This is a genomic window from Yersinia sp. Marseille-Q3913, assembly GCF_963892745.1.
Lineage (GTDB): Bacteria > Pseudomonadota > Gammaproteobacteria > Enterobacterales > Enterobacteriaceae > Yersinia > Yersinia bercovieri.
The window spans coordinates 73,064-98,497 of the sequence record NZ_CAWQAF010000008.1; the positions used below are offsets into that span (position 1 = coordinate 73,064).

Genomic DNA, 25,434 nt, shown 5'->3' on the forward strand with positions numbered 1-25,434 from the left:
AACCGCCTCTTATTACCAGAATACTCATTTCTCTTTAGCTACGAATTCTCTTCAGCTACGAAATATCTTCCTTGCGCAATTGCTCGAGTGACGCCAACTGAATATCTGCCAATGCCCAGCGTGGGTCCGCGCGGTACTCCTGTGATGGAATAACAATAGAGCGCATACGTGCAGCTTTAGTCGCAATCATACCGTTGACTGAATCTTCCAGCGTGACACATTGTAGTGGGTCAATACCCAGATCAGCCGCCGCATTCAGATAGACCTCCGGGTGCGGTTTGCTGTAGGGCAGGTACTCCGCTGACACCAGACAGTCGAAATAGTGTTCAACGCCGAGCATGGCGAGCACGCGTTTTTGCATATGTAGCGGTGAGGCGGAGGCCAGGCCAATTTTCAGCCCTTGTTGGCGGCAAAGGTCCAGCGCATATTCGACGCCGGGTAACACCGGGCGCGTCTCCTCCACCAGTTCTATTGCGCGGGCAATAATACGTTTGCACACCTCCGCCTGACTCGGCCCCTGCCATGGCCGGGTTTGATACCAAAGTTTCACCACCAAATCGATACGCAGACCAAGGGTATCGGGCAGTGAGTCTCGCGAGGAGGTGTCCAGCCCGAGTGAGGTGAAAATATCAAGTTCAGCCTGTAGCCATAAAGGTTCTGAGTCAATCAGCAGGCCGTCCATATCAAAGATTGCGGCCTTAATCGGATGAGGGGTCGCCATTAATCATCACTCCTGTTGGTTTTTAGCTATAAGCTGAATACATTAGCATTAACTTAATCATCTTGCGTCAACAGAACCTATGGTGAATTTGAGTTAACCATGGGGATCACAACAAAAATTTTGCACAAAAAGTGAATGTAGCAGGTAAACTAAGTCTACATAAGTTGTGGTATTTACAAGGAGAAGTCATGACCTATCAACAGGCTGGGCGCGTCGCTGTTATCAAACGGATCGCAGGATGGCTCGTTTTTATTCCAGCACTGCTGTCAACATTGATTTCAATTATCAATTTTGCCTATCAATATAGTCAAAAGAGTACCGGGATTAATGCGGTGATGCTGGATTTTATCCATGTCATGACCGATATGATCCGCTTTAATACCACTTTCCTGGATATCTTCTGGTTCAACTCACCCGTGCCCGATTTTGAGCAGGGTTTATCTGCCGCTAACATTATGTTCTTTATCATTTATATGTTGATTTTCGTCGGTCTGTCGTTGCAGGCGTCAGGGGCGCGGATGTCGCGGCAAGTGCGGCATATTCGTGAGGGCATTGAAGATCAGCTGATTTTAGAGCAGGCCAAAGGCAGTGAAGGGCGCAGCCGTGAACAGCTGGAAGAGAAGATAGTCTTACCGCACCACACTATTTTCTTGCAGTTTTTTACCCTCTATATCCTGCCGCTGGTGATTGGTGTGGTGGCCTATTTTGTCATTAAGCTATTGGGATTGATGGCACAGGGATAAGCTGTTTTCAGAGAACAAAACCGGAACAGTGCTAAATTGGCCCATAACTGGGCCTTTTTATTACCTATTATATTGATGTAAAAATAAATTAATCTCTTGAAAGACTTTTTCGTGGATCACCATACGATACCCCTCTTGCTCTCACACTATTCCCACTGCGATTGTCTTATGCTGTAAATCTCTTTCCTCGGTATATCAGTAAAGTAATGAACGTTTTTATCTCTAAGAAAATGCGTAATTTTATTGTGTTAGCCCAAACCAACAGCATGGCAAAGGCCGCAGAAAAATTGCACATGACCGCCTCCCCATTCGGCAAAAGTATTACCGCGCTGGAGGAGCTGGTGGGTTATTCACTGTTTACCCGCAATGAGAAGAGTATCAGCCTCAATAAGGCGGGGCAGGAGCTTTATCAAGAGCTATTTCCGATTTACCAACGGTTGTCGGCAATCGACAATAATATTGTGTCAATGTCCCAGCGGCAGAAGAGTATCGTGGTGGGCATTGATAACACTTACCCTACCATTATTTTTGATCAGCTGTTCAGCCTCAGTGATAAATATGACGGGATCACCGCCCAGCCTTTTGAGTTCAATGAAAACAGTGTTATAGATGATCTACTCGACCGCCGTGTCGATTTTATTATCTCCCCGCAGCAAGCCTCGCAACGAGTGACACATATCGACAGTATGCAAGCCACTGAGCTTCCATCTTTGCGGCTCGGTTTTTTAGTCTCGCGCCGTTTTGAGAATATGCAGGCACTGGAATTATTAAATACGCTGCCGTGGCTACAAATGCGCTTTCAAAATCGGGCTAATTTTGAGTCCTTATTAGATGCCCATTTTCGCTCCATTGGGATTAACCCCACGATTATCTATCGACCCTACAGTTTTATGGCGAAAATAAGCGCGGTGGAGCAGGGGCAATTCCTGACCGTTGTGCCGCAGTTTGCTTATCGGTTAGTGAATCCGGCCAAGCTGAAATACTTTGATGCGCCGAATCAGCCCATGTACATGCGCGAATATCTCTATTCACTTAAGAATAATCACCATATTGAGCAAGTCATGGGCTACATCAATGCCGACCGTAACGGTGATTAAGGTGCCAGCATCGCGCCAAATTCAAACAGATTTCGGTGGAGCTGAAATGCCTGCGCCAGATTGTGATGCAAATGCCCACCTTTAGATTGCGCCAAATATTGATGCAGGTAATCACGGTACATCGGATGTGCGCAGTTATCGATAATGGCGGCGGCCCGTTGCAGGGGGGATAACCCGCGCAAGTCGGCAACACCTTGTTCGGTCACGATAACCTTTACGCTATGTTCGCTGTGATCAACATGGGTACACATCGGGACAATGGTGGAGACTTTGCCGCCTTTGACAATCGATGGGGCCATGAAGATAGACAGATAAGCATTGCGCTCAAAGTCTGCGCTGCCGCCAATGCCGTTGAGCAACTCGGTGCCCGCCACATGGGTGGAGTTAGCGTGGCCGTAGATATCAAACTCCAGCCCGACGTTAAGGGCGATGACCCCCAGGCGGCGAATGATCTCTGGGTTGTTGGAGATCTCCTGTGGGCGCAAGACGATGCGGCTTGAGAAGAAGTCCATGTTGTCATAGATCTTTTTCAGCGATGTGAGCGAAATGGTTAAGCTGGAAGCACTGACCCCGATGACTTTTTCGTTTTCTAACAGCTGGACGACCGACTCCTGCAACACCTCCGAATACATCATAAAAGGGGGGATATGCTGGCTTTCACCCAGTCGTTTCATTACGGCATTATTGATGTTACCTACGCCACTTTGCAGAGGGAGAAACTCAGGCGGAATGCGGCCTAAGCGCAGCTCATTCAGCAGGAAGTTGACCACATTATCCGCAATTTGGTCACATAAAGGATTAGCCCGATCCAGGTTGTTACTGGCATCCGGTAATTCAGTCTCGACGATGCCAACTATTTTGCTGGGGTCTACCTGCACATAGGATTGCCCCACTCTATCCAGCGTGTGAAATATAGGTAGCGTATTGCGCCGTGGTGGCGCGCCGAGGGTGATGATATCGGCGAATTCAGCCACCCGTGGGCTGTGGTAATGATTCAGTTCGATGATGATTTTTTTGGCTTTATGCAAAAATACCGGGGCATTGCCAATGCCGCTGGTGAGGTACACCTTGCCATCAGCGGTGATCGCCGAGGCTTCAATCACGGCGACATCAATATCACCAAAGAAACCATAGTTGACCATCTGCGCAACTTCACTCAGGTGCAGGTCAACGAAACTGACCGCCCCCTGATTGATCTTTTCACGCAGCAGCGAGGCAGTTTGGTAAGGGGCGCGCCAGGATAGGGCGTCGGCAGCGGCCAACTCATCATCCGCCTGGGCGCTGATAGATGCCCCGGTCAGTAAGCGAATTTGAAACTCTTGTTGTTGTTGATGAGATGCCATGGCACGTCGGGCAATGGCCGCCGGCAGCACTTTAGGTGCTCCCGCTGGGGTGAAGCCGCTGAACACCACCATATTTCCATGCTCAATGCATTCGGCAGCTTCATCTGCGCTCATTATGCAATATGACCTTTTCATAAAGAGATCCTTTGGTCGCGCAGGGTTAGCGCCCCAGAAAGTTAGGTTTACGTTTTTCCATAAATGCGCTCATGCCTTCCAGGTAGTCAGCGCTATCGTACACTGCGCGCCGCATACCCTGGATGCGCTCAAATTCATCTGAATTCATGGTGTGGGCTTCACCTAAAACGCGAAGTTCTTCTTTAATAACGGCAATGGCAAGCGGCGCTTTTTCCGAAATGACGTGCGCCAGTTTGAGGGTGAAATCCTCCAAATCATCGGGTTCCACCACATGATTGAGGATGCCCACAGAGAGTGCACGTTGGGCGGTTATCGGCGCGGCGGTAAAAATTAACTCTTTGACGATGTGGAAACCGGCATCACGAATCAGGTTGTGGATCCCCACTAAATTGTAGGGCACCCCCAGATTCACTGGCGTCATCGAGAAGGTAGAATTGCTACAGGCGATAATGATGTCTGAGCTCATAATCATTTCGAATGCGCCACCCCAGACACTGCCCTCGACCATGGAGATAATCGGCTTCGGGTATTTTTGGATCACTCGAGTTATCTGGCGCAATGGGTCGTCATAGGAGAGGGGGTCACGGCGGCCCGTAGGGAGTTCGTGGATGTCATGGCCCGCTGAGAACACTTTTGCACCTTCCGCCGCGCGTAAAATAATGCAGCGAATATCCGTCTTATTGAGGTCATGCAGCGCTTGCATCAAATCATCAATAAAAACCTTACTTAATGCATTGAGTTTGCGCCCATGGTTGAACTCAATAATGCCCACACGGTTGGCAATCAACACTTTTACATACTGATAAGACATAGTCGTCACTCCATTAATTGATGATTTTTTGCGTAATAAAATCAGTGACGTCATTAATCCCCGCCCGTGGCGAGATGTGGTTTTGACGTAGCAGATCTTCAATTTGTTGGTAGTGCTGGCGCAGGTCAGGGCGAGCAAACTTGCCGCTATCAATCATGATGGCTGCTGATGAGCTGTAGAACATCGCGCACGCTGACTAACATTGGCGTCCCTGGCCCATAAATGGCGGCAACCCCGCGTTCGCGTAAGAATGCATAGTCTTGCGGCGGAATGACGCCACCGGCGACCACACAGATATCCTGTCGCGCGTAGTGGCGCAGCGCCTCAACCAATTCTGGGATCAAAGTTTTGTGTCCCGCCGCCAGTGACGAAGCACCGATGACGTGCACATCGTTTTCAACCGCCAGACGGGCTATCTCTTCGGGAGTGGAGAACATTGGGCTTAAATCGACATCAAAACCGAGATCGGAATAGGCGCTGGCAATCACCTTCGCGCCACGGTCATGACCATCCTGCCCCATTTTGGCAATCAAAATTCTCGGGCGGCGGCCATTTTCACTGAGAAAATGCTGAGTTTGGGCCAGTATCTGATCAAACTCCTGCGCCTCTTTCTCACTCTGGTGGTAGCTGCGCGCAATGACGCCAGTGACACACTCACTTGGCACCAGATAACGATCGAATGCCACTTCCATCGCGTCCGAGATCTCCCCCAATGTCGCCCGTAAACGCGCGGCTTGAATGGCGGCTGCCAGTAAGTTTTCTTGATGCCCTGCGGCATGGCGCAGATGGGCCAATGCCTGTTGGACTGCATCGTTATCCCGCTCGGCGCGGATACGTTTCAGTTGGGCAATCTGTTCATTGCGCACTTTAACGTTGTCTATCTCCAGCACCTCGGTGTCAGTTTCTTTGGCTAATTTGTACTTATTCACGCCGACAATGACGCGTTTACCCTGGTCGATAAGAGATTGTTGATCCGCCGACGCCTCTTCAATCATGCGTTTCGGTAGCCCAACCTCAATGGCTTTGGCCATCCCCCCGACATCATCAATCTGCTTGATAATGGTGCGGGCTTGTTTGACCACTTGATCGGTGAGTGACTCGACAAAATAGGAACCGGCCAGTGGGTCGATGGTGCGGCAAATCGCCGACTCCTCCTGAATGATGATCTGGGTGTTACGGGCAATGCGTGCGGAGAAATCGGTTGGCAGGCCGAGTGCTTCGTCAAAGGCGTTGGTATGCAGAGATTGAGTGCCGCCCAGTGTGGCCCCCAGAGCTTCGATGGTGGTGCGGATAATATTGTTGTAGGGGTCTTGCTCGGTCAGGCTCCAGCCAGAGGTTTGGCTGTGGGTGCGCAGGGCCAGTGATTTGGGGTCAGTGGCACCAAACTGGCTCACCGCCTCACTCCAGAGATAGCGCGCGGCCCGTAGCATGGCGATGTTCATAAACAAGTCCATGCCAATGCCAAAGAAGAAGGAGAGACGGGGGGCAAAATCATCAATATTTAACCCCGCGTGCACCGCTGCTTTGATGTATTCAATGCCATCGGCGATAGTAAAGGCCACTTGCTGCACACAGTTCGCACCCGCTTCGCCCATGTGGTAACCACTAATACTGATAGTGTTAAAGCGCGGCATATTCTGGGAGCTCCAGGCGATGATGTCCGAAATAATGCGCATGGAGGGTTTCGGCGGATAAATATAGGTGTTGCGGCACAGGTACTCTTTCAGAATGTCATTCTGGATAGTGCCGGTGAGTAGTGCGGGGGCCACGCCTTGCTCTTCGGCGGCAACAATATAAAACGCCAGAATGGGCAGCACCGCGCCATTCATGGTCATCGAGACCGACATCTTATCCAGCGGGATTTGGTCGAACAGGACTTTCATATCCTCGACGGTATCAATCGCCACCCCAGCTTTGCCTACATCACCGGAAACGCGCGGGTTATCTGAGTCATAACCGCGATGGGTAGCCAGATCAAAGGCGACCGATAGCCCTTTTTGCCCTGCCGCCAGATTTCTACGATAAAAGGCATTTGACTCTTTCGCGGTGGAGAAGCCGGCATATTGGCGAATTGTCCAGGGCTGAGCGGCATACATGGTGGCCCGTGGCCCTCTGACATAAGGGGCGATTCCGGGGAGTGACCCTGTCACCTCCAGTCCATCCAGATCACTGGCGGTATAGAGCGGTTTGACCACGATGCCTTCAGCCGTGTTACTGACTAAATCCTCAATATGGATGCCGCGCCGATTTAGCTCTTTATTAGCCAGGTTTTCCCACTCACGAATATCGATCATTTATCTGACTCCCAATTCTGACAATAGAATTCCCATCGAGGAGAGTGAAACTTCCTCAATAAAGGTTTTTGATTTTATTTAAGTAAGCGCTTTTTGACCGGGATTGTCGCTGGCAAAAAAGAGCAGGGTTGAGTGTCATTATTAGACGGTAGCCATGGGGCTAATTTGTGGTTTTGCTCATGCTTTTTTTATAAAAAATCATTTTCATGGTGAGTGCTAGGCATAAAAAAACACCCTAACTGGTTGAGTTTCCAACTTTTGGGGTGCTGTTTTTTTATGTGCTGAGGGCTAGAAACGTTCGGGATGCAGCAATTGGTCAACGGCTTTTTGTGCATTAAGCCAGTGTTGGCCGCCAAATAAGTTACTGCGATTTAATAAGTAATAAAGTTGATAAATTGGCTGCCGCTCAATAAAGTCGCTGGGGAGTGGCCAAACACTCTGATAACCATCGTAAATTTGTGCGGGTAAAGTGGGGTAGAGGGGCAGCATGGAGAGATCACACTCCCGATCACCCCAATAGCAGGCGGGATCAAAAATCACCGGCCCATTGGCGCTGGCTGCACAGTTAGCGGGCCATAAATCGCCATGTAGCAAAGAGGGTTGTGGCTGGTGGCTCTGTAAACGGTCCTGAACAAGGTCGGTTATCTGGTCAATATCACCGAACGACATGCCTTTTTCGGCCGCTAATTGTAGTTGCCAGCCAATACGCTGTTCAGCAAAAAACTGCGCCCAACGGCGTTGCCAGCTATTGGGTTGCGGGGTCGTGGTCAGGTCATTATCGAAATCCAACCCAAATTGCAGTTGCTCACTCCATTGATGTAGATGCGCCAATTGTTGGCCTAAGCAGTAGGCATTGTGGGCATCGAGGGGCTTAAGAGGGATATATTCGAGCAGCAGGAAGCTGTAATCACGATCACTGCCCACACCATAAACTTCCGGCACCTGGACTGTTTTACTGCGGGCTAATAAGGAGAGCTGATCGGCTTCAGCGGTAAATATCGGCAGCATCTCACGGGCGTCACATTTTACGAAAACCTCGGTTTCACCATAACTGAGACGCCAGGCTTCATGGATATCTCCACCCGGTAGTTCAGTTCGTTCCCGAATTTCAGCCGGGCCAAGGTATTCACCTAACAGACGATTCACAGCTTGCCACATGACTCACCCCCTATCAGCTTGCCAGTTATATCCTTTGAACTGAGTCGCAAGGCTGTTAGCGACCTTCACTTGCCGCTGACCTGCAACGCTTATGACTTTGGGTAGATATCATTAGGTTAGCTTCTTTGCTGTGTAAAAAACAAGCGCTAGCGCACAGGGATACCCACGAGGGATCAAACAAAAGACTGATTCTGCTGCCAAATAGTGACATATTATTTTTCGTGCTGAAGACCGCCACCATGACTATAAAAAGTCACGGCAGAACCAGAGCAGATGCATAGCTAACAATAGTGAATAAGCCGTAAACATTACGGCTTATTAATAAGGACTCTACTGATTATAGCAGATTACTTTTTGGCGCGTTTTTAGCACTATCGGCGTTGGTCAGCGCGGTTTTGATCTGCGGTGTTATCTGGCGGCCTTGCACGGGTTTCACATGGCTGTAGATGAGGGCTAACACAAAGAATAGTGCCTGAATGATTACGATACAGGGGCCGGTAGCACCATCAATATGGAAGCTTATTAGCGTACCTAACACGCAAGCGACGACGGACACCAGGGTGGCAACAATCAACATCCGATCGAAGCTGCGGCAGAGCATAAAGGCGATGATGCCGGGTGCTATTAGCATGGCGATAACCAAAATAACCCCCACCGCCTGCAATGATGCCACAATAGTCAAAGCCAGCAGGCAAAGCAGACCATAGTGCAAAAGCTTGACCGGCAGCCCAATCACGCGCGCATGGTTGGGATCAAAGCAGTAGAGCATGAAGTCCTTACGTTTGAGCAGCACCACTAGCAGGGTGAAGCCGGCGATCCACAAGGTTTGTTTCAGTTCCGCCAGTGAAATACCCAGCATATTACCGAATAAAATGTGGCTGAGGTGTTGGTCAGTATCTATGCGGGAGAACATTACTAAACCAAACGCAAACATGCCGGAGAACACAATCCCCATCACGGTATCTTCTTTGACCCGGCTATGCTCTTTTAAATAGCCGGTGGCGACAGCACAGAATATCCCTGAGACAAAAGCGCCGATGACCAAAGGTATACCGAGCCAAAAGGCCAGCACTATCCCCGGTAACACGGCATGAGAGATGGCATCCCCCATCAATGACCAGCCTTTTAACACCAGGTAGCAAGATAGCACTGCGCAGACCACGCCGGTAATGATAGCCGCAACGATTGCCCGCTGCATAAAGGGGTAGGCGAAGGGTTCGCTGATCAGCGTGAACAAGGTATTCATACACGATCCTCCGGCAACTGCGGCAGCGGATGGCGACGCTTTTGGCGCGAACGATAACGAGTGGCCAACAATCCGTGTTTAGGCGCAAAGACAAAGGCCAGCAGGAATACCACTGTTTGCAAGGTCACAATCACGCCGCCGGTTGCGCCATCCAGATAGAAGCTGAGATAGGCACCAAAGGCACTGGTAAAAGCGCCAATGGCGATGGCGATGATCAGTAAACGGCCAAAACGGTCGGTAAGTAGGTAGGCGGTCGCCCCCGGAGTCACCACCATGGCAATCACTAAAATTGCGCCCACGGTCTGCAAGGCCGCGACGGTGCAGGCACTGAGCAGGGTGAAAAACAGAATTTTCAAGCGCAGCGGTGATAAGCCTATCGACATGGCGTGGCTTTCATCGAAAAACACAGCCAGTAAATCTTTCCAGATCAGGCATAAAATCATCAAGGAGACCAAAATAATGATCTCTACCTGCAACACATCTTCATCGGCTATCCCCAAAATATTGCCGAAAATGATCGACTGCACATTGACGGAGGTGGGGTTGAGCGAAACAATTAATAGCCCCACGGCAAAAAAGGTGGAGAAGATAAAACCGATGATGGCATCTTCACGCAGGCGAGTGATATGGCGGACTAACGTCATGGCCAGCGCTGCCAGCATACCGGTAAAGAATGCACCTGCGGCATAGGGCAGCCCAAGGGCATAAGCCCCGGCAACACCGGGGACCACGGAGTGCGATAGCGCATCACCCATCAGCGACCAGCCTTTCAGCATCAGATAAGCCGATAGAAATGCGCAGACAGCGCCGACAATCGCGCTGACCCAGATAGCCTTCACCATGTAATTGTAGTTAAAGGGTTGCAGCAGGAGTTCCAGCATCAGGGATTATCCTCCTTCGACTGGCTCTGCGCCGGCGGGTCATTTTTGGTGTGACCATAGAACACCGCCGGGCGCTCATCATCGGTGATAACGGTGACCGTGCGGGGATCATTATCGTCATGCAGTGCACTACCCGACAGGTTGATATGGCGCAAAACACCGCCAAAGGTCATTTCCAGATTTTTCTGGGTAAAGGTGGTTTCGGTGGGGCCGGCGGCCAGCACGGTCTGATTAATCAGAATCACATGGTCACAAAACTCCGGCACACTGCCGAGATTATGGGTTGAAACCAGAATCAGGTGGCCCTCATCGCGCAGCGCCCGTAGCAAATCAATGATTGCGTTTTCCGTTTTGACGTCAACACCAGTGAAAGGCTCATCCAGCAGCAATACCGAACCTTGCTGGGCCAGGGCGCGGGCCAAAAAGACCCGTTTTTTCTGCCCACCAGAGAGTTCGCCAATTTGCCGTGACCGTAACTCGGTTAAGCCGACTCGTTCAATGGCTTTATCAACAATGGTTTTATCTTCGCGGCTGGGGATGCGCAGAAAGTTCATTTTCCCGTAACGACCCATCATTACCACGTCTTCGACTAAGACGGGGAAGTTCCAGTCGACATCTTCAGTTTGTGGCACGTAGGCGATGGTATTTTGCTTCAAGGCGTGGCTGACCGGTTTGTTGCTAAGTTCCACTTTTCCGACGCTGGGTTTGACTAGCCCCATGATGCTTTTAAATAGGGTTGATTTGCCACTGCCATTGACCCCGACCAGCGCACAGATAGTCCCGCCAGTGAGCGAAAAACTGGCGTCATAAATAGCGGTATGCCCATTGTTATAGGTGACAGTGACATTATCCACCATCAGTTCAGGGCGGACAAAAACAGCATTGCTCATTGACCAAATCCTTTCGCGATAGTTTGCACTGTGGTGTTAATTAGGTCGATATAGGTCGGGACCGGGCCTTTTTCATTTGACAGCGAGTCAACATATAACACCCCGCCATATTGCGCGCCAGTCTCTTTGCTCACTTGTTTCGCAGGCTTATCGGAAATGGTGCTCTCACTGAATATCACCGGAATTTTATTGGCGCGCATGGTGTCAATGACACGGCGCACTTGCTGTGGCGTGCCTTGTTCATCGGCATTGATTGGCCATAAATAGACCTCTTTAAAGCCATAATCTTTTGCCAAATAGCTAAACGCCCCTTCACTGGTGACCAACCAACGCTGCTCCGCTGGAATGCGCGACAGGCGCTCCCGTAGCGGGGCATCCAGAGCGGCGATTTTCTCGGCGTAGGCTTTGGCATTGCGATTGTAGGTTTCAGCATGGGCTGGATCGTGTTCCACCAGCGCCTTGCGGATATTCTCTATATAAATAAGTGCATTAGATGGCGACATCCAGGCATGTGGATTAGCGATGCCTTCATATGGCCCTTCACGGATAGGTAAGGGGGTGATGCCATTGGTCACCACCGCGGAAGGAACATCTTTAATATTTTCGAAAAAACGCTCAAACCAGCGCTCCAGATTCATGCCATTCCATAGAATCAAGTCCGCAGATTGTGCCTTGACGATATCCCGTGGCGTGGGTTGATAGTCGTGAATTTCTGCGCCAGGTTTGGTTATCGACTCGACCACGGCAGCATCACCGGCGACATTTTGCGCGATATTCTGAATGATTGTGAAGGTCGTCACAACTTTGAATTTTTTTTCAGAGTCGTTGGGCTTATTTTCAGCCAACGCCGAGGTGCCAGTCAGTGATGTAAATGCAACAAAGGTCAACAAGGTGATAACACGTAAAAAGCGTGGTGTAGCGCGGCTAATGGGGGACAGGTAGGGTATTTTTTGCTTACTAAACATGGCGATGTTCCCTTTTCTTAAATGAAAATGATTATCAATATCATTGGCGACCAAGTCAAGCCTTGCCATACAATAAACTAAAACTTACGGATAGTTACCGAATATAGCCTGATCATTATGTTGATAATGGTCAAACTAGGCCAAAAAATCTATTTGGGTGAGGTGACAACTTGTATATGCTACAAAACGGCCTATCAGCACGGGGAATACTGTGAATCCAAAAGTCGGTTGCCTAATGGCAATTTTATTGCTGGCGGGGTGTGCTAAACAAACTCCGCCACCGCAAGCGAATAACGGTTGGCTGAAGAAAGCGCCACCGGGTGGTTTTCTTAACGCACCGAAAAGCAGCGCAGGTTCAAGTACTGTCGCTTATAGCGATGTTATTAAACAAGCTGCCAGCCATTACGGCGTTGATGAAACTTTGATTAAAGCGATTATCCAAGTGGAGTCTGGTTACAATCCCGATGTGGTGAGCACCTCGAATGCAGTGGGTTTGATGCAGATTAAAGCCTCTACTGCGGGCCGTGATGCGTACCGGATGAAAGGGCGCAATGGTCAACCAAGTTCAGGCGAGTTAAAAGATCCGGTGAAGAATATTGATATTGGTACTGCTTATATCAATATTTTGCAGAACCAACAGTTAGCGGGGATCAGTGATCCGCAAACCTTGCGTTATGCCACTATCGTCTCTTATGCCAATGGCGCGGGTGCCATGCTGCGGACCTTCTCATCAGATAAGCGTCTGGCAGTGAATAAGATTAATAGTCTTAGCCCGAACGAGTTTTATCAGCATATACAAAAGAAGCATCCGGCCGCGCAAGCACCACGTTATTTGTGGAAAGTGGATACCGCTTACCGGGCGATGACAGAATAATATTAAAACGCTAACCGATGTCGTTTATAGGCGCGGTACTTTATTACCGTAGCAATATCTGGTCGTATCAACATCGGCTAGCGTTTCTCTCTTCAATCTTACAATTTGTTTATGCAATGGCGGGCTGGTAGGTAGTGATAATATCCAGCACGCCATTGATAATAAATTGTACCCCCATACACACCAGTAAGAATCCCATCAGGCGCGAAATAGCTTCAATGCCACTTTTTCCGACCCAGCGCATGATGGCCCCGGAACTGAGTAGTGAACCCCATAGAATGAGTGAGACAGAAAGAAAAATCAGCACCGGTGCGACAGTGACCACCCATGGGCTGAACATAGAGTGCCCTTTCATTGAGGCGGCTGAGCTGATGATCATGGCGATAGTCCCCGGCCCCGCAGTACTCGGCATGGCCAGCGGCACAAAGGCAATATTGATAGATTTCCGTTTCTTCAAATCCTGCGATTTAGCTTCTAATTGCGTATCTTCGGCAGATTGTTGTGGGAAAAGCATACGAAAGCCGATAAATGCCACAATCAATCCACCGGCAATTCGCAGACCGGGAATAGAAATACCAAAGGTATTCATGACGACCTGACCGGCGTAGTAAGCAATAGTCATAATAAAGAAGACATAAATTGATGCCATCTTCGACTGCTGATTTCGCTCTTCACTGGTCATATTGCCGGATAGCCCGAGCAAGAGGGCCACGGTTGTCAATGGGTTTGCCAATGGCAGCAGCAATACCAGGCCTAAGCCAATGGCCTTAAATAATTCGAAAATACTCTGCATCACTCTTGCTCCGAAAATAGCATCAAACGCGCCCGATGAAAGTAAAGCTTATCAGGCAATTATGCGCGCATCAGGTAACTAACTCACCACGCGGTATTATTACTTACCTAGCCACTCTACGCGATAGGTTGTGTAAAAGGCTATACCGGATTGACTGAGTGCAGACAACACCGTAGCGGCTTCAAGTAAGCAGGGTATTACCCAAAATAATTGGAGTTGCAGCCAGGCGGCCAGCGAAAGAGTCCCGATGAGCTGACTCAAGTCAGTGATTCGGGTGACTGAGTGCAGACAACACCGCTGCAGCTTCAAGTAAGCAGGGTATTTGTGATACAGATCAAATACCCTGCCGCCAACAGTTGGTTCAATGCCACAGATCTAGAATAATCACCTCAGTATCAGTTTTGGCAAGGAGTCGGGTTTTGTGCATTTGTGATATTAGCGTTGAAGATGAATATACTCGCCAGCCCTTATCGGCTTCTGCGGCATGGGTGCTAGATACACAAGCGGCCCGTGCTCGTGGTCGTTTGCGTTTTTTAAAGCCTAAACGTGAAGCGCGCCCGCGTTGGCGTTTAGCTCCGTTGAAAGATACCTACGAAATTCGCTTTTACCCACACCGATTGCCTGAATTATGGTTTTTTAGCGCGGAAAGTGCGGCCAGAAAACGGCTCTAATGGCATTCCGTTGGGCTAATTAGCGGTTTTGTTTGACGCAACTTATCTTAATCGGAGAGTCGGATGGCATTTACTGCTAATGAACGTAATTTGTTGTTGGCCGTCAAAGGTGTCGGGCCGACGGTAGTGACTCGCCTGGAGCAACTCGGCTTCACCTCGCTGGGCCAGCTCAGTCAGGCCACTATGAGCGAGATTGTTAGTAGTGCGGCAGCGATGATGGGTTCCACCTGTTGGAAAAATAGCCCCCAGGCGCGTTCAGCTATTCAGGCTGCTATAGATATGGCTAAAACGCACTCATCCTCGTGAATACGTTTTAACCGTTATCGCCGCAGATTTATCTTCCCACGATAGGTGTGCGGGCATCTGCTTGCGCCACTTATCTCTTCTCCTGTGGCCTGGCTGGATAAGGTTGCAGCAAGTCATCCAGAATTTTCATCCTTTCATCTACCGAAATATAGAGCCAGCGGGTAAACCAAGGCATTTTTGCCATGCATTGCTTATCTGTTTGGCGGAAGTAGCGTTCGAGCTCTGACAGGTCGCCTGCAATCTTTTGCATCATATTTCTCCCTTTGTTGACTACTGAACAAATCATAGACAATAAAATGCGGAAGAAAAACGGATAAAAAATATTTTATTGTTCAGTATTTATGTGGGGTGTTTTGATTTTTTATGTGAAAAGCCGTGGGAAGCGCGTAGAGCGGTGGTTTGACGTAAGTAACGCGGGGTAACGGCCAAATAAAACGCCCCGATTGCGTAAACAATCGGGGCGGCGTTCCAGTAACCATTGCTACACGGAAACGGAAATTGATTATGAGCACATCCTGTAGAAATAGCAATACACCTAGCGCATCTCAAAAGCAATAGATCATAATGTAAATCATTGTTGATGATGATAAACATCTTTACACCGCGATGTAGGCTACTGCTGCAGGGTTATCGTAAGGTACATATTACCGAACTCTGTGCTTTAGATAATAACGGAACACTGTTTCGTGCTTCACAGATGGCACGGCTTTGGAGTAACATTTCACACTAAAGAGTTAAGGATATCGGCTATGGCCCCTCTCTATCTCACGCTTGGAGTCACCCTCAGTCAGCGGTTTGTTTTTAGCTATTATTGAAATTCCTAATTCTAAAACAGACATAATTTCATCAGCAAAACGCGTTTTAGCGGTTAGGAGCAGGGGATGATTGGCCCGTTTATTAACAGCGCAGGTATTATTCTGGGCGGCATTGTCGGTGTATTGCTGGCCCGTCATGTCCCAAAACGGTTGCAAGAAGGGTTACCCTCAACTTTTGCTTTGGCTTCTATCTCCATCGGTATTGTGATGGTGGTGAAAGTCCATTTTATGCCGGCAGTCATTTTGGCATTAATTATTGGCACGGCAGTCGGCGAGTTATTATCTCTGGAGCAGGGAGTAAAGTGGGGTGCTAATAAAACACGTGGCTTGCTGGAGCGGGTTATCCCATCACGCAGTACCTTGCCGCCGCAGGAGTTTGCACAGAGTTTCACGGCAATGATTGTGCTGTTTTGTGCCAGCGGGCTGGGGGTAGTCGGCTCTTTGACCGAAGGGATAACCGGTGATTTTCAGTTGCTATTTGTCAAAGCGCTGATGGATTTCTTCACGGCGTTGATATTCTCTATCTCACTCGGCATCGCACTGGTCGCCATTGCCATTCCGCAATTACTGATTCAAATCGCACTAGTTTTATTAGCAAAACTCATCATGCCGTATATGGATGATATCGCCTTTGCTGATTTTTCGGCCTGCGGTGGGATTATTATGATTGCTGTAGGGCTACGCATCGCGCAAATTAAAATATTCGCGGTGGTCAATCTCTTACCGGCTTTGCTGTTCGTGGTGCCGATATCCTATTTATGGCGCTATTTCATGGCTTAAAAACGAGAAAGGTAGAGCAGTAAGTTTCTGAAACGGTAGGCTTCTTTGCTCATATTTATCATCGAAGCGACCGTTTCAGCATAATTTGATTATTTTTTTAATTGATTATTTTTTATTTAGCCAATTTTACGGCACAAAAATTTGCCTTTTATCACGCCATCAAAAAAACGACCTTTCGAAACCACAGACATAAAATTCTGATGAACGCGTTCAGGGACCCCCAAATACTGATAAATCCCTTGTTCACGGAACTGTATCTCCAGCATGCGATTTTCAGGATCATAACCAATCGACAAAATTCTGGAAGATGTAACAGGTTGTCGCTGCAATAGTTGACCCTCAGTTGTACGGTGTTGATATGCGGTGATCGTAGTGCAGTTTAAGTATGATAACTTTGTCGTCGATCATTATCACTGTTTGACTGGCGTATTAATAGATTATTCGCTAGGTATATTGTCATTGCATTAAGTGATGATAAGATGAATCCCCTTTGTGGCATGATCTACGTCACAAACTAAACTGTTTACACAGTTGCGGATCAATATAACAAACGTGGGTTAAATTGATGCTGCAACTTTTTGAAATTAAACAATAATTACGTCTTGCATGTGATCTGTCGTGTGGGTCACCACTGTAGATAAGGAATTAGAATGCCTGTTATTACCCTTCCTGACGGCAGTCAGCGTCATTATGATCACGCAGTTTCTGCACTTGATGTTGCCTTAGATATCGGCCCTGGCCTGGCGAAAGCCTGTATCGCTGGCCGTGTTAATGGCGAACTGGTAGATGCCAGCGACCTGATCGAATCTGATGCTCAACTGGCCATTATCACCACCAAAGATGCTGAAGGGCTGGAAATTCTCCGCCACTCTTGTGCGCACTTATTAGGGCACGCAATCAAGCAACTTTGGCCAGATACCAAAATGGCAATCGGCCCAGTTATCGACAATGGTTTCTATTACGATGTTGATATTGACCGTACCCTGACGCAGGAAGACCTGGATCTGCTGGAGAAGCGGATGCATGAACTTGCCGATAAAGATTACGACGTTATTAAGAAAAAGGTCAGTTGGCAAGAAGCCCGCGACACTTTTGCTGCTCGTGGTGAAGATTATAAAGTGGCGATCCTCGATGAGAACATCAGCCGCGATGACCGTCCTGGTTTATATCACCATGAAGAGTACGTTGATATGTGCCGTGGTCCGCACGTACCGAATATGCGTTTCTGCCATCATTTTAAATTGCAGAAAACTTCCGGCGCTTACTGGCGTGGCGACAGCAAAAATAAGATGCTGCAACGTATTTACGGCACGGCTTGGGGTGATAAGAAGCAACTGAATGCTTATCTGCAACGTCTGGAAGAGGCGGCCAAACGCGACCATCGTAAGATTGGTAAGCAACTAGACCTCTACCACATGCAGGAAGAAGCACCTGGTATGGTGTTTTGGCATAACGACGGCTGGACTATCTTCCGTGAACTGGAAACTTTTGTGCGTATGAAGCTCAAAGAGTATCAGTATCAGGAAGTGAAAGGGCCGTTTATGATGGACCGCGTACTGTGGGAAAAAACCGGGCATTGGGAGAACTATGCTGAGCATATGTTCACCACATCGTCGGAAAACCGCGAGTACTGCATCAAGCCGATGAACTGCCCAGGACACGTGCAGATTTTCAACCAAGGGTTGAAGTCATACCGTGACCTGCCATTGCGTATGGCCGAGTTCGGTAGCTGCCACCGTAACGAACCATCAGGTGCACTCCATGGCTTAATGCGCGTCCGTGGCTTTACTCAGGACGATGCACATATTTTCTGTACCGAAGAGCAGGTTCGCGACGAAGTGAACAGCTGCATCAAAATGGTGTACGACATGTACAGCACTTTTGGCTTCGAGAAAATTGTGGTCAAGCTCTCTACTCGCCCTGAAAAACGTATTGGTAGCGATGAGCAGTGGACCCGTGCCGAATCCGATTTAGCATCTGCGCTGACTGAAAACGGTATTCCGTTTGATTATCAGCCGGGTGAAGGGGCGTTCTACGGTCCGAAAATTGAATTTACCTTGCATGATTGTTTGGATCGTGCGTGGCAGTGTGGTACCGTACAGCTCGATTTCTCATTACCGGGCCGCTTAAGTGCGTCTTACATCGGCGAAAATAATGATCGCCAGGTGCCGGTAATGATTCACCGGGCCATTTTGGGATCAATAGAGCGCTTCATCGGTATTTTAACCGAAGAGTATGCGGGCTTCTTCCCAACCTGGTTAGCTCCGGTACAAGTCGTGGTGATGAATATCACCGATAGCCAGTCTGATTATGTCCAACAAGTGACCAAAAAACTGCAAGATGCAGGAATTAGGGCAAAAGCGGACTTGAGAAATGAGAAGATTGGCTTTAAAATTCGTGAACATACGTTGCGTCGAGTTCCATATATGTTGGTCTGTGGCGATAAAGAGGTCGAATCAGGCAAGATTGCCGTTCGTACCCGCCGCGGTAAAGACTTGGGAAGCTTAGATGTCAACGTGGTCGTAGACCAGCTGCTAGCAGAAGTTCGCAGCCGTAGTCTTCATCAACTGGAGGAATAAAGTATTAAAGGCGGAAAACGAGTTCAACCGGCGCGTCCTAATCGCATCAACAAAGAGATTCGCGCCACAGAAGTTCGCTTAACAGGCGTCGATGGTGAGCAGATTGGCATTGTCAGTCTGAATGAAGCTCTTGAAAAAGCTGAGGAAGCTGGTGTTGATTTAGTAGAAATCAGTCCGAATGCCGAGCCGCCGGTTTGCCGTATCATGGATTACGGCAAATTCCTCTATGAGAAGAGCAAGTCGACAAAAGAACAGAAGAAGAAGCAAAAAGTCATTCAGGTTAAGGAGATCAAATTCCGGCCTGGTACCGATGATGGCGACTATCAGGTCAAACTACGCAACCTGATTCGCTTTCTGGAAGATGGCGATAAAGCCAAAATCACCCTGCGGTTCCGTGGGCGTGAAATGGCGCACCAGCAGATCGGCATGGAAGTTCTTAACCGTGTCAAAAAAGATCTGACTGAGGATTCTGATTTGGCCGTTGTGGAGTCTTTCCCGACTCGTATCGAAGGCCGTCAGATGATCATGGTGCTCGCACCTAAGAAGAGACAGTAAGGCATTCAAGTAACAGATCTCCCTGCGCTTGCGCAGCAAGAGGTCTGTTCGCCTAGCTAGCTCGTTGTAATTAACAATGCGAAGTGGATATATTCAATGCCAAAAATTAAGACAGTACGCGGCGCCGCTAAGCGCTTCAAAAAAACCGGTGCCGGTGGTTTTAAGCGTAAGCATGCCAACCTGCGTCATATTTTGACCAAAAAAGCTACTAAGCGTAAACGTCATTTACGTCCAAAAGGCATGGTATCTAAGAACGATCTAGGTTTGGTCGTAGCATGTCTGCCATACGCATAAGTAATTTTGGTTTGAATTAAGACGATAGGAGAAGTACATGGCTCGCGTAAAACGTGGTGTGGTAGCTCGTGCACGTCACAAAAAGATTTTAAAGCAGGCGAAAGGTTACTATGGTGCCCGTTCGCGCGTTTATCGTGTTGCATTCCAGGCAGTAATCAAGGCAGGCCAATACGCCTACCGTGACCGCCGTCAACGGAAGCGTCAATTCCGCCAACTGTGGATTGCACGTATTAACGCAGCTGCTCGTCAGAATGGCTTGTCTTATAGCCGTTTCATCAATGGTCTGAAAAAGGCTTCTGTTGAAATCGACCGTAAGATCTTGGCTGACATCGCAGTATTCGATAAAGTGGCATTCTCTGCACTGGTCGAAAAAGCGAAAGCAGCTCTGGCGTAAGTCAGAATTGAAGAGGGAGCTTGTCTCCCTCTTTTAATCTTTAGCTTTTTAAGCAATAAGGTCATCGTTATGATGCATACCGTTACTTTTCGCTTCTCTTTTTACTTTAGCGCCTGATTTCAGGAGGCTGGTGCGTAAGAATTGAAACGAAAAATAACGCCAAAGCCTCCCATCGTGGAGGCTTTTTTGTTTGTGCTTCAAGGTATTATCCAGACTTGGGAGCCAGTATTATTCTTTATGAACATGAATTTCTACGACACTAATTTAGATCACTTAAATTTAGATCACTACAAGCGGCCCATACCGGCCAGAGGAAGAGGAAACAATGCCACATCTCGCAGAGCTGGTTGCCAAAGCCAAAGCAGCCATAGAAGATGCCCAAGATGTTGCCGCGTTGGATTTGGTACGCGTCGAATATCTAGGCAAGAAAGGCCATTTAACCCTTCAGATGACATCGTTGCGTGAACTGCCAGCGGAAGAGCGCCCAGCAGCAGGTGCTGTGATTAATCAGGCCAAACAGGAAGTACAAGAAGCTCTTAATGTCCGCAAAGAGACACTGGAGTCAGCGGTCATGAATACCCGATTGGCAGCTGAAACCATCGATGTCTCTTTACCGGGGCGTCGTATGGAAAATGGTGGCCTGCATCCAGTTACCCGAACAATCGATCGTATCGAAACTTTTTTTGGTGAGCTGGGCTTTTCTGTTGAGTCTGGTCCAGAAATCGAAGATGACTATCATAATTTCGATGCATTAAATATTCCGGCGCATCACCCGGCTCGTGCTGATCATGATACTTTCTGGTTTGACGCTACCCGCCTGCTGCGCACACAGACCTCAGGTGTGCAGATCCGTACCATGCAAGGCCAGCAACCACCGATTCGGATTATCGTGCCAGGCCGGGTTTATCGTAATGATTATGACCAAACACACACACCGATGTTCCATCAGATGGAGGGGTTGATTGTTGATCGCGATATCAGCTTCACCAATTTAAAAGGCACTTTGCATGATTTCTTGCGTAATTTCTTCGAAGAAGACCTGCAAATTCGCTTCCGTCCCTCTTATTTCCCGTTTACCGAACCCTCGGCTGAAGTGGATGTGATGGGTAAGAATGGCAAGTGGCTTGAAGTGTTAGGTTGCGGCATGGTGCATCCAAATGTATTAAGAAACGTCGGTATTGATCCTGAGATCTATTCAGGCTTCGCATTTGGTATGGGGATGGAGCGCTTAACAATGCTGCGTTACGGCGTCACCGATCTGCGTGCCTTCTTCGAAAATGATCTGCGTTTCCTCAAACAGTTTAAGTAAGGCGGGAATATCTCATGAAACTCAGTGAACTTTGGTTGCGCGAATGGGTAAACCCAGCCATTAGCAGTGATGCATTAGCCCATCAAATTACGATGGCTGGCTTAGAAGTTGATGGCGTAGAGCCGGTCGCCGGCGAATTTAATGGTGTCGTGGTCGGCCACGTGGTGGAGTGCGCTCAGCATCCTAACGCAGATAAGTTGCGAGTGACCAAAATTGATGTGGGCGGCGCTCGCTTGCTGGACATCGTTTGTGGTGCACCGAATTGCCGACAGGGCCTGAAAGTTGCAGTTGCGACTGTGGGTGCCGTGCTGCCGGGTGATTTCAAGATTAAAGCCACCAAACTGCGTGGCGAGCTATCAGAAGGGATGCTGTGCTCTTTCTCTGAGCTGGCAATTTCCGAAGATCACGATGGTATTATCGAGCTACCTGCTGATGCGCCCATTGGTGTTGATGTGCGGGAATACCTGAAGCTGGATGATAAAACCATTGAAATCAGTGTCACCCCAAACCGCGCCGACTGCCTGGGCATTATCGGTGTTGCACGCGATGTGGCGGTGGTTAACCAACTGCCATTAACCGAGCCGGATATGAGTCCGGTTGCAGCATCAATCAATGACACCCTCCCGATCCGCGTAGATGCGCCGCAAGCTTGCCCGCGCTATTTGGGCCGTGTGGTGAAGGGTATCAATGTCAAAGCCACTACACCTTTGTGGATGCGTGAGAAATTGCGCCGTTGCGGTATTCGTTCGATTGACCCGGTGGTTGACGTCACTAACTTCGTGTTGCTGGAGTTAGGCCAACCGATGCATGCGTTTGACCTGGATCGCATTGATGGCGGGATTGTTGTTCGTCTGGCGGCCGAAGGTGAAGAGCTGACTCTCTTGGACGGCACAAAAGCCAAACTGAATGCTGACACTTTGGTGATTGCCGACCAGCAGAAGCCGCTAGCGATGGCGGGCATCTTTGGTGGTGAGCACTCTGGTGTTAACGAAGAGACCCGCAACGTGTTGCTGGAGTCTGCATTCTTCAATCCGCTGTCAATTACTGGCCGTGCGCGTCGCCATGGCTTGCATACCGATGCTTCTCATCGTTATGAGCGCGGTGTTGATCCTGCGTTGCAGCATAAAGCGATTGAGCGCGCAACTCGCCTATTGATTGATATCTGTGGCGGTGAAGCTGGCCCAGTTATTGATGTGACGGCAGCCGAAGAGTTGCCTAAACGCGCGACTATCACGCTGCGTCGCGAGAAGCTAGACCGCTTAATCGGCCATCAAGTGCCTTCTGAGCAGGTGAGTGACATTCTGCGTCGTCTTGGTTGTCAGGTGACTGAACTTGGCACAGACTGGCTGGCAGTGGCACCAAGCTGGCGTTTCGATATGGAGATCGAAGAAGATTTGGTGGAAGAAGTTGCCCGTATTTACGGCTATAACAACATCCCTGATGTGCCAGTTAAAGCTGATCTGGTGATGACAAAACACCGCGAAGCTGACTTACCCCTGAAGCGGGTAAAAACAGCATTAGTGGATCGCGGCTATCAAGAAGCAATTACTTACAGTTTTGTTGACCCTAAAGTGCAGGCGCTACTGCATCCACAACAAGAAGCATTAATCTTACCAAGCCCGATCTCTGTTGATATGTCTGCAATGCGCTTGTCATTGTTGACCGGTTTACTGTCAGCGGTGGTTTATAACCAGAATCGCCAACAATCTCGCTTACGCTTATTTGAAAGTGGTTTACGCTTTGTGCCTGATACTAAAGCAGATCTTGGTGTTCGACAGGATGTAATGCTAGCTGGAGTCATTGCGGGACACCGTTACGAAGAACATTGGGATCTGGTGCGTCAGCCGATCGATTTCTATGATTTGAAGGGTGATCTGGAAGCAATTCTGGAGCTTACCGGCAAATTATCCGATGTTCAGTTCCGTGCTGAATCACATCCTGCACTGCATCCTGGGCAGAGCGCAGCAATTTATTTATCAGGGGAACACATTGGTTTCATTGGTGTAGTTCATCCTGAACTGGAACGTAAGCTGGATCTGAATGGTCGAACTGTGGTGTTCGAAGTGCAGTGGAACAAGCTCGCAGACCGCGCTGTGCCTCAGGCCAGAGAGATTTCCCGCTTCCCGGCAAACCGTCGCGATATCGCTGTTGTAGTGGCTGAAAACGTTCCCGCAGAAGATATTTTGGCGGAGTGTAAGAAAGTTGGCGCAAATCAGGTAGTTGGCGTAAACTTGTTTGATGTGTACCGTGGCAAGGGCGTAGCAGAAGGTTATAAGAGTCTGGCTATTAGTCTGGTGTTGCAGGATACCGCCCGTACACTGGAAGAAGAGGAGATCGCCGCTACCGTTGCAAGATGTGTAGAGGCGTTAAAACAGCGATTCCAAGCATCCTTGAGGGATTGAACCTATGGCGCTTACTAAAGCTGAAATGTCAGAACATCTATTTGAAAAGCTAGGGCTTAGCAAACGAGATGCCAAAGATCTGGTTGAGTTATTCTTTGAGGAAGTACGTCGTGCTCTCGAGAATGGCGAACAGGTCAAACTGTCTGGCTTTGGCAATTTTGATCTGCGAGACAAGAACCAACGTCCGGGCCGTAATCCGAAGACGGGTGAGGACATTCCTATTACGGCGCGCCGTGTGGTGACTTTCCGTCCAGGGCAAAAGCTAAAAAGCCGGGTAGAGGGTGCCACTCCAAAAGAGTGAGTGTTTCTCGAAACAAAAGGCCGCGCAAGCGGCCTTTTTCTTTCCTGTAATTTGTTGAATTATAATAATTTTATTTTAATGGTGTCCACATTCTGGCCGCAACTTAAGCTCTTGTTGCTCTTGTTGCTCTTGTTGCTCTTGTTGCTCTTGTTGCTCTTGTTGCTCTTTTACTATGTTCTAATAGTGAGCGAGCATTGATCCAGGCAAGAAAAAACCCCGCCCATTACTGGGGATCCCTCAGCGCATTGCGGGGTTCATACATGTGGGGCTAGAACCCATTACCTAATTTCTGTTAACCGTATTTTCGGGCAAACTCTTCATCTGAATTGCAAAGATAAATAATAAATTCAATGAAGGCGATAATTGATGGAATGAATGTCCAGCAAAAAATGAGATATAAAAATCCCTGTCCAATCTTACCTAAATAAAATTTGTGCGCGCCGAATCCGCCAATAAAAAATGCCAGAAGAGCCGCAACCATACGATTTCTCTCACCCGTGACTTTTTGAGTTGCACCGCAACTTGGGCAAGCTCTTGCTGATTCATGTATTTCTTTACCGCACCCACGGCAAAAAACCATGTTTGACATAATGTGTAATCCTTCTAAATTTCAAAGACAATCATAATCAGCGCACTGAATTTGCTGAGAGGTTTCAGCAAGGCACATCATTGTGTGGCCTCACAAGTCGTACTGATTTCATTTCGTTTTTAATATGCTAACTTCAGCTCAGTGGTTTTAACACTTAACTGATTGTAATGATTAATAGGTTAGCAATCCATTAGAAGAGATCCTGAGTCAAACAAAAAAGCCTGTACGCGGCAGGCTGTTTGAAAATTGTTGAGTATCAGAATGCTAAATCAAATTGGTCGTCACCCAGATGCCCTGGCAGAAACAGATCGCGGGGTAGGGTACGGGTGACGGCACCACATTGTGGGCATGACATCATGATAATAGCGCCAACCTAGCCTCAAATATCATGAGTTTTAATGCGGTCAAAAAAACGGCAGTTTACACCTGAGCACAATACCGTATTATCGGATGAGTCAATAAGCAAAGGGAGATAAAGAAATGGATGC

The 25,434-nt window shown here is 48.5% G+C and carries 27 protein-coding genes and 1 other annotated feature; of the genes, 13 read left to right on the forward strand and 14 right to left on the reverse strand.

The genetic code is table 11. The annotated features are described in order from the left end of the window. Positions 1 to 55 precede the first annotated feature (55 nt). The gene (hxpB, locus tag AACW11_RS04210) at positions 56 to 721 is read right to left on the reverse strand and encodes a hexitol phosphatase HxpB (RefSeq protein ID WP_212586085.1); all 666 of its coding nucleotides are present in this window, start codon (positions 719 to 721) and stop codon (positions 56 to 58) included. A gap of 188 nt (positions 722 to 909) precedes the next feature. On the opposite strand from hxpB, the gene AACW11_RS04215 reads away from it, so the two are divergent. Both AACW11_RS04215 and srsR read left to right on the forward strand, forming a co-directional pair. Then, a complete protein-coding gene (locus AACW11_RS04215; RefSeq protein WP_212586086.1) occupies positions 910 to 1,464 on the forward strand; it encodes a YniB family protein in 555 nt (184 codons plus the stop codon). 206 nt (positions 1,465 to 1,670) lie between these two features. Continuing rightward, positions 1,671 to 2,561: a LysR family transcriptional regulator SrsR gene (gene srsR / locus AACW11_RS04220; protein WP_212586087.1), complete on the forward strand. Its 891-nt coding sequence runs from the start codon at positions 1,671 to 1,673 to the stop codon at positions 2,559 to 2,561. Here the strand turns inward: srsR and AACW11_RS04225 are convergent. From AACW11_RS04225 to yfeA, 9 genes are all read right to left on the reverse strand, one after another. Then, positions 2,558 to 4,039 (reverse strand): succinate CoA transferase, encoded by a 1,482-nt coding sequence (locus tag AACW11_RS04225; protein WP_212586088.1) that lies wholly within the window; start codon positions 4,037 to 4,039, stop codon positions 2,558 to 2,560. The genes srsR and AACW11_RS04225 overlap by 4 nt on opposite strands. A gap of 25 nt (positions 4,040 to 4,064) precedes the next feature. After that, positions 4,065 to 4,850 (reverse strand): methylmalonyl-CoA decarboxylase, encoded by a 786-nt coding sequence (gene scpB, locus AACW11_RS04230; protein ID WP_212586089.1) that lies wholly within the window; start codon positions 4,848 to 4,850, stop codon positions 4,065 to 4,067. 13 nt (positions 4,851 to 4,863) lie between these two features. After that, a complete protein-coding gene (locus tag AACW11_RS04235) occupies positions 4,864 to 5,007 on the reverse strand; it encodes a hypothetical protein (protein ID WP_249192876.1) in 144 nt (47 codons plus the stop codon). Further along, positions 5,000 to 7,144 carry a methylmalonyl-CoA mutase gene (scpA, locus tag AACW11_RS04240; RefSeq protein WP_212586090.1) on the reverse strand — a complete coding sequence of 715 codons (2,145 nt, stop codon included), beginning with the start codon at positions 7,142 to 7,144 and terminating at the stop codon, positions 5,000 to 5,002. The genes AACW11_RS04235 and scpA overlap by 8 nt, the downstream gene beginning before the upstream one ends. A 288-nt stretch (positions 7,145 to 7,432) precedes the next feature. Further along, a complete protein-coding gene (locus AACW11_RS04245) occupies positions 7,433 to 8,302 on the reverse strand; it encodes a fructosamine kinase family protein (RefSeq protein ID WP_212586091.1) in 870 nt (289 codons plus the stop codon). A gap of 337 nt (positions 8,303 to 8,639) precedes the next feature. Further along, on the reverse strand, positions 8,640 to 9,548 hold the full coding sequence (gene yfeD, locus AACW11_RS04250; RefSeq protein WP_212586092.1) for an iron/manganese ABC transporter permease subunit YfeD: 909 nt from the start codon (positions 9,546 to 9,548) through the stop codon (positions 8,640 to 8,642). After that, entirely contained in the window at positions 9,545 to 10,429 is an 885-nt protein-coding gene (gene yfeC / locus AACW11_RS04255; RefSeq protein ID WP_212586093.1) for an iron/manganese ABC transporter permease subunit YfeC, read from the reverse strand. The genes yfeD and yfeC overlap by 4 nt, the downstream gene beginning before the upstream one ends. Then, positions 10,429 to 11,319, reverse strand: a complete 891-nt coding sequence (yfeB, locus tag AACW11_RS04260; RefSeq protein WP_212586094.1) for an iron/manganese ABC transporter ATP-binding protein YfeB — start codon at positions 11,317 to 11,319, stop codon at positions 10,429 to 10,431. The genes yfeC and yfeB overlap by 1 nt, the downstream gene beginning before the upstream one ends. Continuing rightward, on the reverse strand, positions 11,316 to 12,284 hold the full coding sequence (gene yfeA / locus AACW11_RS04265; protein WP_212586095.1) for an iron/manganese ABC transporter substrate-binding protein YfeA: 969 nt from the start codon (positions 12,282 to 12,284) through the stop codon (positions 11,316 to 11,318). The genes yfeB and yfeA overlap by 4 nt, the downstream gene beginning before the upstream one ends. Positions 12,285 to 12,495: 211 nt before the next feature. On the opposite strand from yfeA, the gene AACW11_RS04270 reads away from it, so the two are divergent. Beyond that, entirely contained in the window at positions 12,496 to 13,158 is a 663-nt protein-coding gene (locus tag AACW11_RS04270) for a transglycosylase SLT domain-containing protein (protein WP_050125256.1), read from the forward strand. 109 nt (positions 13,159 to 13,267) lie between these two features. On the opposite strand, the gene AACW11_RS04275 is transcribed toward AACW11_RS04270, so the two are convergent. Beyond that, positions 13,268 to 13,951 carry a MarC family NAAT transporter gene (locus AACW11_RS04275; RefSeq protein ID WP_249192877.1) on the reverse strand — a complete coding sequence of 228 codons (684 nt, stop codon included), beginning with the start codon at positions 13,949 to 13,951 and terminating at the stop codon, positions 13,268 to 13,270. Between the two features lie 419 nt (positions 13,952 to 14,370). Here AACW11_RS04275 and AACW11_RS04280 point away from each other — a divergent pair, with 419 nt between their 5' ends. Further along, positions 14,371 to 14,622: a hypothetical protein gene (locus tag AACW11_RS04280; protein WP_004875248.1), complete on the forward strand. Its 252-nt coding sequence runs from the start codon at positions 14,371 to 14,373 to the stop codon at positions 14,620 to 14,622. A gap of 63 nt (positions 14,623 to 14,685) precedes the next feature. Beyond that, a complete protein-coding gene (locus AACW11_RS04285) occupies positions 14,686 to 14,928 on the forward strand; it encodes a helix-hairpin-helix domain-containing protein (protein ID WP_212586096.1) in 243 nt (80 codons plus the stop codon). Between the two features lie 70 nt (positions 14,929 to 14,998). On the opposite strand, the gene AACW11_RS04290 is transcribed toward AACW11_RS04285, so the two are convergent. Next, entirely contained in the window at positions 14,999 to 15,181 is a 183-nt protein-coding gene (locus tag AACW11_RS04290; RefSeq protein WP_212586097.1) for a hypothetical protein, read from the reverse strand. Positions 15,182 to 15,809: 628 nt separating this feature from the next. Here AACW11_RS04290 and AACW11_RS04295 point away from each other — a divergent pair. Beyond that, the gene (locus tag AACW11_RS04295) at positions 15,810 to 16,523 is read left to right on the forward strand and encodes a DUF554 domain-containing protein (protein ID WP_005272323.1); all 714 of its coding nucleotides are present in this window, start codon (positions 15,810 to 15,812) and stop codon (positions 16,521 to 16,523) included. A 116-nt stretch (positions 16,524 to 16,639) separates the two neighbouring features. Here the strand turns inward: AACW11_RS04295 and AACW11_RS04300 are convergent, their stop codons facing one another. Then, positions 16,640 to 16,852, reverse strand: coding sequence for a KTSC domain-containing protein (locus AACW11_RS04300; RefSeq protein WP_005161573.1), 213 nt, complete (start codon positions 16,850 to 16,852; stop codon positions 16,640 to 16,642). A 321-nt stretch (positions 16,853 to 17,173) separates the two neighbouring features. On the opposite strand from AACW11_RS04300, the gene thrS reads away from it, so the two are divergent. From thrS to ihfA, 7 genes are all read left to right on the forward strand, one after another. Next, complete coding sequence (gene thrS / locus AACW11_RS04305) at positions 17,174 to 19,102, forward strand: threonine--tRNA ligase (protein WP_212586098.1); 1,929 nt, start codon at positions 17,174 to 17,176, stop codon at positions 19,100 to 19,102. Between the two features lie 3 nt (positions 19,103 to 19,105). After that, positions 19,106 to 19,657, forward strand: coding sequence for a translation initiation factor IF-3 (gene infC, locus AACW11_RS04310; RefSeq protein ID WP_011816226.1), 552 nt, complete (start codon positions 19,106 to 19,108; stop codon positions 19,655 to 19,657). Positions 19,658 to 19,753: 96 nt separating this feature from the next. Next, entirely contained in the window at positions 19,754 to 19,951 is a 198-nt protein-coding gene (gene rpmI, locus AACW11_RS04315; RefSeq protein WP_004713020.1) for a 50S ribosomal protein L35, read from the forward strand. A gap of 37 nt (positions 19,952 to 19,988) precedes the next feature. Then, a complete protein-coding gene (gene rplT / locus AACW11_RS04320) occupies positions 19,989 to 20,345 on the forward strand; it encodes a 50S ribosomal protein L20 (RefSeq protein WP_004713019.1) in 357 nt (118 codons plus the stop codon). Positions 20,346 to 20,413: 68 nt separating this feature from the next. Next, positions 20,414 to 20,536, forward strand: a sequence feature (Phe leader region). 134 nt (positions 20,537 to 20,670) lie between these two features. Then, a complete protein-coding gene (pheS, locus tag AACW11_RS04325; RefSeq protein WP_212586099.1) occupies positions 20,671 to 21,654 on the forward strand; it encodes a phenylalanine--tRNA ligase subunit alpha in 984 nt (327 codons plus the stop codon). 14 nt (positions 21,655 to 21,668) lie between these two features. Next, the gene (gene pheT / locus AACW11_RS04330; RefSeq protein WP_212586100.1) at positions 21,669 to 24,056 is read left to right on the forward strand and encodes a phenylalanine--tRNA ligase subunit beta; all 2,388 of its coding nucleotides are present in this window, start codon (positions 21,669 to 21,671) and stop codon (positions 24,054 to 24,056) included. Positions 24,057 to 24,060: 4 nt separating this feature from the next. Continuing rightward, positions 24,061 to 24,357, forward strand: a complete 297-nt coding sequence (gene ihfA, locus AACW11_RS04335) for an integration host factor subunit alpha (RefSeq protein ID WP_004875238.1) — start codon at positions 24,061 to 24,063, stop codon at positions 24,355 to 24,357. Positions 24,358 to 24,649: 292 nt separating this feature from the next. Here the strand turns inward: ihfA and AACW11_RS04340 are convergent, their stop codons facing one another. Continuing rightward, positions 24,650 to 24,946 carry a TM2 domain-containing protein gene (locus AACW11_RS04340; RefSeq protein ID WP_212586101.1) on the reverse strand — a complete coding sequence of 99 codons (297 nt, stop codon included), beginning with the start codon at positions 24,944 to 24,946 and terminating at the stop codon, positions 24,650 to 24,652. Between the last annotated feature and the right edge of the window lie 488 nt (positions 24,947 to 25,434).

Excerpts from the sequence above, each read along its gene's own strand:
- hxpB (WP_212586085.1), bottom strand. The coding sequence starts at position 721 with ATGGCGACCCCTCATCCGATTAAGGCCGCAATCTTTGATATGGACGGC.
- AACW11_RS04215 (WP_212586086.1), top strand. The coding sequence starts at position 910 with ATGACCTATCAACAGGCTGGGCGCGTCGCTGTTATCAAACGGATCGCA.
- srsR (WP_212586087.1), top strand. The coding sequence starts at position 1,671 with ATGAACGTTTTTATCTCTAAGAAAATGCGTAATTTTATTGTGTTAGCC.
- AACW11_RS04225 (WP_212586088.1), bottom strand. The coding sequence starts at position 4,039 with ATGAAAAGGTCATATTGCATAATGAGCGCAGATGAAGCTGCCGAATGC.
- scpB (WP_212586089.1), bottom strand. The coding sequence starts at position 4,850 with ATGTCTTATCAGTATGTAAAAGTGTTGATTGCCAACCGTGTGGGCATT.
- AACW11_RS04235 (WP_249192876.1), bottom strand. The coding sequence starts at position 5,007 with ATGATTGATAGCGGCAAGTTTGCTCGCCCTGACCTGCGCCAGCACTAC.
- scpA (WP_212586090.1), bottom strand. The coding sequence starts at position 7,144 with ATGATCGATATTCGTGAGTGGGAAAACCTGGCTAATAAAGAGCTAAAT.
- AACW11_RS04245 (WP_212586091.1), bottom strand. The coding sequence starts at position 8,302 with ATGTGGCAAGCTGTGAATCGTCTGTTAGGTGAATACCTTGGCCCGGCT.
- yfeD (WP_212586092.1), bottom strand. The coding sequence starts at position 9,548 with ATGAATACCTTGTTCACGCTGATCAGCGAACCCTTCGCCTACCCCTTT.
- yfeC (WP_212586093.1), bottom strand. The coding sequence starts at position 10,429 with ATGCTGGAACTCCTGCTGCAACCCTTTAACTACAATTACATGGTGAAG.
- yfeB (WP_212586094.1), bottom strand. The coding sequence starts at position 11,319 with ATGAGCAATGCTGTTTTTGTCCGCCCTGAACTGATGGTGGATAATGTC.
- yfeA (WP_212586095.1), bottom strand. The coding sequence starts at position 12,284 with ATGTTTAGTAAGCAAAAAATACCCTACCTGTCCCCCATTAGCCGCGCT.
- AACW11_RS04275 (WP_249192877.1), bottom strand. The coding sequence starts at position 13,951 with ATGCAGAGTATTTTCGAATTATTTAAGGCCATTGGCTTAGGCCTGGTA.
- AACW11_RS04285 (WP_212586096.1), top strand. The coding sequence starts at position 14,686 with ATGGCATTTACTGCTAATGAACGTAATTTGTTGTTGGCCGTCAAAGGT.
- AACW11_RS04290 (WP_212586097.1), bottom strand. The coding sequence starts at position 15,181 with ATGATGCAAAAGATTGCAGGCGACCTGTCAGAGCTCGAACGCTACTTC.
- AACW11_RS04295 (WP_005272323.1), top strand. The coding sequence starts at position 15,810 with ATGATTGGCCCGTTTATTAACAGCGCAGGTATTATTCTGGGCGGCATT.
- thrS (WP_212586098.1), top strand. The coding sequence starts at position 17,174 with ATGCCTGTTATTACCCTTCCTGACGGCAGTCAGCGTCATTATGATCAC.
- rpmI (WP_004713020.1), top strand. The coding sequence starts at position 19,754 with ATGCCAAAAATTAAGACAGTACGCGGCGCCGCTAAGCGCTTCAAAAAA.
- rplT (WP_004713019.1), top strand. The coding sequence starts at position 19,989 with ATGGCTCGCGTAAAACGTGGTGTGGTAGCTCGTGCACGTCACAAAAAG.
- pheS (WP_212586099.1), top strand. The coding sequence starts at position 20,671 with ATGCCACATCTCGCAGAGCTGGTTGCCAAAGCCAAAGCAGCCATAGAA.
- pheT (WP_212586100.1), top strand. The coding sequence starts at position 21,669 with ATGAAACTCAGTGAACTTTGGTTGCGCGAATGGGTAAACCCAGCCATT.
- ihfA (WP_004875238.1), top strand. The coding sequence starts at position 24,061 with ATGGCGCTTACTAAAGCTGAAATGTCAGAACATCTATTTGAAAAGCTA.
- AACW11_RS04340 (WP_212586101.1), bottom strand. The coding sequence starts at position 24,946 with ATGTCAAACATGGTTTTTTGCCGTGGGTGCGGTAAAGAAATACATGAA.